Source organism: uncultured Intestinimonas sp. (genome assembly GCF_944387245.1).
Taxonomy (GTDB): Bacteria; Bacillota; Clostridia; order Oscillospirales; family Oscillospiraceae; genus Intestinimonas.
On record NZ_CALXEE010000113.1, the window covers coordinates 1 to 4,657 of the forward strand.

At 60.9% G+C, this 4,657-nt stretch carries 4 protein-coding genes; 1 reads left to right on the top strand and 3 read right to left on the bottom strand.

The window, feature by feature from the left end:
- Positions 1–130: 130 nt before the first annotated feature.
- The 3 genes from Q0K15_RS10615 to Q0K15_RS10625 all read right to left on the bottom strand — a co-directional run bounded on the left by Q0K15_RS10615 (position 131) and on the right by Q0K15_RS10625 (position 3,632).
- Positions 131–1,369 (bottom strand): CaiB/BaiF CoA-transferase family protein, encoded by a 1,239-nt coding sequence (locus Q0K15_RS10615; RefSeq protein ID WP_294515816.1) that lies wholly within the window; start codon positions 1,367–1,369, stop codon positions 131–133.
- A 114-nt stretch (positions 1,370–1,483) separates the two neighbouring features.
- The gene (locus tag Q0K15_RS10620) at positions 1,484–2,800 is read right to left on the bottom strand and encodes an SLC13 family permease (RefSeq protein WP_294515817.1); all 1,317 of its coding nucleotides are present in this window, start codon (positions 2,798–2,800) and stop codon (positions 1,484–1,486) included.
- A gap of 49 nt (positions 2,801–2,849) precedes the next feature.
- A complete protein-coding gene (locus Q0K15_RS10625) occupies positions 2,850–3,632 on the bottom strand; it encodes an enoyl-CoA hydratase-related protein (RefSeq protein ID WP_294515819.1) in 783 nt (260 codons plus the stop codon).
- Positions 3,633–4,233: 601 nt separating this feature from the next.
- Between Q0K15_RS10625 and Q0K15_RS10630 the strand changes: the two genes are divergently transcribed.
- Positions 4,234–4,623, top strand: coding sequence for a hypothetical protein (locus tag Q0K15_RS10630; protein WP_294515818.1), 390 nt, complete (start codon positions 4,234–4,236; stop codon positions 4,621–4,623).
- Positions 4,624–4,657 lie beyond the last annotated feature (34 nt).

A 4,657-nucleotide genomic window follows, 5' to 3' on the forward strand; every position in this document is an offset into this window, starting at 1 on the left:
CGCTCCTCCTGGTCGATCTGGGCCGCGATGGGCGCCAGCTCGCTCTCGGCAAAGTCCCGGGCCAGCTGCTGGATGGTGGCCTGGTCCTCGGTGAGATGAAATGTCATGGAAAAAACTCCTTTCCGCAGCCTTACAGCTTGTCGATGTAGACCACCTTGGAATCGATGAGCTTCTGGATCTCCTCATCGGAGTAGCCGTGCTCCTTCAAGATCTCGGCGGAGTGCTCGCCCACCAGGGGAGCCTGCCGGTCCATGGTGGGGGCGATGTCCTCGATGCAGGAGGGCTCGGCGGTGGCGAACCGGATGGGGGTCATGGGCTGCTTGGTAATGGTGCCGTCCCGGTTGGCCACGGGGATGATGTACATGTTCTCCAGGGCCTGGGGATCGTCCAGCACCTCCTTGATGTGCTGCACCCGGTCATAGGCGATGTCGGCCCGGGCAAACATGGCGGCGATGTCGTCCATGGTGTGCTTGGCAAACTCGGCGCTGAGGATCTCCACCAGCTCGGCGCTGTGGGCCTTGGAGGCGGCGGCGGTGGCGTAGTCGGGGTGGTCCACCAGATCCTCACGGCCCAGCTCCTTGAAGAGGGCGTTGTTGTAGCGGTCGGGCTCCAGGATGCTCATGTAGAACCACTTGTCATCGGAGCTCTTGAAGGTATCCATGACGGGAGAGCCGGGGTTCTTGCGGGTCTTGGGGTACTCGTCGCCGTACTGGGTGGACACCATGCCGGCGCTCTCGCTCCAGATGGCCTGGGAGAAGAGGGAGACCATGACCTTGCAGCCCTTGCCGGTCTTGGCCTTCTGGTAGAGGGCGGCGCAGATGCCGCCGGACAGGGAGCAGGAGGTGGTGGCGTCGCCGAAGCCGATGAGGGGGTTCACGGGGGAGGTGTCCTTCTCGGTGATGTCAATCATGGCGCCGGAGCGGGCCCAGAAGGCCACGGTGTCGAAGCCGGCGTTGTCCTTGGCGGGGCCGAAGTCGCCAAAACCGTTGATCTGGGCCCAGATGAGGTGGGGGTGCTTCTTGCTCAGGGAGTCATAATCCAGCCCCAGGCGCTTGAGGGCGCCGGTGCGGTAGCTGGAGACAAAGACGTCGGCGGTCTCCAGGAGCTTGTTCAGGACGGCCTTGCCCTCGTCGCTCTTCAGGTTGAGGGAGAGGCCCCGCTTGTTGGCGTTGTAGGCGGTGTAGAAGGGGTTGCAGTCCTTCTGGATGGGGCAGGACATGGTGGCGCCGGTGCCCCGGCCGGGATCGCCGAAGCTGGGCTCCACCTTGATGACGTCGGCGCCCCAGTCGGCCAGGATACGGGCGGCGCCGGGGCCGGCCACGAAGTAGGTGAGATCGATGACTTTTACGCCCTCTAAGGGTTTGAACATAGGTCAGGCACTCCTTTCGGTCAAAGGGCGGTCAGAGGGGACGGCGCGTGGAAGGTAAACGCGCCGTCCCTCAGCCCGCATGTATGGATGATGGCAGTAATCCGCAGATGGAAGTTAGGGCAGGTTGGGGAAGATCGTAAACAGGGCCACGCCCACCAGAGAGCCCAGCAGGGGGATGACCACCGTGAGGGCGAAGGTGAGGCCGTAGGAGTCCTTGTGGGTCTCCCGGCACAGGCCGTTGGTGACGGTGACGATGTAGCCGTTGTGGGGCAGGGAGTCCAGCGCGGAGGAGGACAGGGCCATGACGCGGTGGACGATGCTGGGGGCGATCCCCATCTGGGTGTAGACCGGCCCCAGGATGGGCACGGCGATGCCCAGGCCGCCGGAGGCGGAGCCGCAGATGCCGCAGATGACGGTGGTGCCGATGAGCAGGCCCAGCAGCTTGGGACCGGGGATGTTCACCATGGCGTCGGTGATGGTGGAGAACACGGGGCTGTTGGAGGCCACGCCGCCGAATCCGTTGACGGCGCAGGTGTTGGTGATGGAGATGAGGGCCATGGCGGCGCCGTCGGCAAAGTGCTTGGGCAGCTCCTTGGGATCAATGTGCTTGATCATCAGGACCACGGCGGACACCGCGCCGGCCAGCACGCCGCCCTCCACGGGGCAGAGGGCCACGCCGCCGATCTTCACGTTGACCAGGACGATGGTGATGACCAGGGGCAGCAGGGCGACCACGAAGTTGGGCAGCTTGCCGTCACCCTCCTCGCCGAACTCGTCGCCCTCCTTGGCGATGAAGTGCTCACCGTTTTTCTTGGCCTTGTTGAGCCAGAAGTGGAGGTAGATGATACCGGCCACCAGCATGAAGCCGCAGGCGATGAAGCCGCTGACGGCGCCGGCCATATAGGTGGTGCCCAGCTCGGTGGAGGGCACGTTGTTGTGAATCTGCACGGCGCCGGGGGCGATCATGGCGAAGGTGGAGCAGCCGAAGCACAGGGCGCCGGGGATGCCGCGGCGGGGCAGATCGGCGGCACGGAAGACCTGCAGGGCGATGGGGAAGACGGCGAAGGAGCACACGAAGGCAGAGACGCCGCCGTAGCAAAGCACGCCGCAGGCCACAGGGACAGAGATAAAGGCCCACTCGGTACCCATGACACGGATGATGGTCTTGGCAATGGACTTGGCCGCGCCGGTGACGTCCATGGCCTTGGCCATCAGGGTACCGGTCAGGAAGATGAGGTAGTTGTTCTTGAAGAACGTGGTAAAGCCGTTCATAAAGTGAACTTTATAGGCGTCGTAAATATTCATCTGACTGGTTACAGCCACCACCAGGGTGCAGACGAACACGGTCAGATAGATATTGAACCCCTTCATGATCATATACATCAGCAGGGCAAAGGCCAGGATGATGCCGATGATACCTAAGGCGGTCATAGATTCTCCTCCTTATTTCCAATCTTTTTAGCGGGTGGTTGGAAATTTTTTACCTGTTATGGAACTCAGCGGGCCGCTTGGCCAGGAAGGCATCCATACCCTCCTGCTTGTCCTCGGTGCCGAAGGTGATGGCGGCCAGGTCCTTTTCCAGCTCCAGGCCGGCCCGGAGATCCACGTCCATACCCCGGTTGATGGCCACCTTGGAGTAGCGGATGGCCATGGGGGCCTTGGCGGTGATGACCGCCAGCATGGCCTTGGCCTCGTCCAGCAGGGACTCGGCGGGGACCACCTTGTTCACCAGGCCGATGGCCTTGGCCTCGTCGGCCTTCACCTGACGGCCGGTGTAGATGAGCTCCTTGGCGATGCCGGTGCCCACCAGGCGGGGCAGGCGCTGGGTGCCGCCGAAGCAGGGAATGACGCCCAGGTTGGCCTCGGGCTGGCCGAAGATGGCCTTTTCGGAGGCGATGCGGATGTCGCAGCTCATGGACAGCTCGCAGCCGCCGCCCAGGGCGTAGCCATTCACCGCGGCGATGACGGGCTTCTCCAGGGCCTCGATCTTATTAAAGAGGGTCTGGGCACGGTTGGCGTAGTTCCGGCCCTCCTCGCTTCCGTAACTCTGCATCTGGGAGATGTCGGCGCCGGCCACAAAGCCCTTGCCCTCTCCGGTGATGATGACGCCCAGGACGTCGCGCTCCTCCTCCAGGCAGGTGAACACGCGGTCGAGCTCCTCCAGCGTCTGGTCATTGAGCGCATTGAGCGCCTTGGGGCGGTTCATGGTGATCACCACAATATTGCCGTCCCGCTGGACGCGGATGTTTTCCACTTCGGACATTACCTTCTCAAATCCCTCGCTCAAAAGAAAGACCTCCTTTGTTTCTCGATGGGCCGCACCGTCAGGCGCCGTGCCGGCAACGCCGCCCGGTCTGCTGCCCGCCCACTAATATTGCAAGTCAGATGCCAATTTTCTTTTTTGTGAAAAATGTCGGATTATGCCGTATTTCCCTATTTTCTTTTACCATTTTGCCTTTTTCCATCCTTTCCCTTCTCACTCTGGTTGTCTCCATATGGAGAAAACGTCTCCATTCAGAGACGTTTTTCCTGTCGGTTTTTGGGCCCATTTCACCTGTTTGCACCTCTGCCTTCCTTGTTATCTTCAAATTTTTCCTGTTCTTTCTAGTTTAGGTGGTTCTTTTCCGCTGTTCAGCCCCACCTGCCGGCCGCCCCAAACCGGCCTTGTCTCCAAAAGTGGTCACACCAAAATGAGTACCCTCCACACCGGCCCGTGACCCGTCTTTCCCCCTGCTTTTGCGGTGTCCACGGTACAATTCACACTTTGTTTACGTTTGCTTTCTTGACGAGTACACATCCTACAGCTATGATAAATACATAAAAATCAAGGCATATGCGCACCTGCAAGGAAGGAGGCAACGGCCATGAACTTCATACAGCGGCTCCTTTATGGCCGGTATGGCTGGGATCAGCTCAACTTCTGCCTCACCGGAGTTGCACTGGTCCTCTATCTTTTGGACCTGTTTCTGGACGCTTCCCCCCTCTATATCCTCTATCTCCTGTGCATCCTGGTGGTGCTCTTCCGGGTTCTCTCCCGGAACTACGCCCGCCGCCGGGCAGAGAACGCCAAGTTCCTGACCATGGCAGGGCCGGCCATCCGCTGGTTCAAGCTCCAGCGCACCATCCACCGGGACAAGGAACACCGCTATTTCAAGTGTCCCAACTGCGGTCAGCAGCTCCGGGTCCCCCGGGGCAAGGGCAAGATCTCCATCACCTGCCGCAACTGCGGCGTATCCTTTGACGAAAAGACATAAAAAATGGCCTGCACCCTGGGGGTGCAGGCCATTT